Annotated in this window: 1 protein-coding gene; it reads right to left on the reverse strand. The window is 61.5% G+C overall.

Going from position 1 to position 234, the window contains the following annotated elements; genetic code table 11:
• The coding region (locus ACPYOJ_RS36950) for a mannitol dehydrogenase family protein (protein ID WP_481420624.1) at window positions 1-234 on the reverse strand (234 nt) is incomplete at both ends.

Genomic DNA, 234 nt, shown 5'->3' on the forward strand with positions numbered 1-234 from the left:
CGTCGGTACCGCTGCCGTAGCGGATCCAGCCTGCACCGCCCAGGGCCAGCAGCGGCCCCGCGGTCTTACGTTCAAGATGGATGCAGATCCCATCCAGCATGCGTTGCGGCAATTTCTGGCTTCCGTCCATCGCAGTTCGCCAGGTCCGGTGCTGCAGTGCCGGATTGGCAAAGCGTTCAAGCAGGCGATCAGCATAAGCCGTGAGGTCGACATCCTTAATACGCAGCGTAGGAG

It is taken from the genome of Rhizobium sp. SVR5-9E (assembly GCF_056755095.1).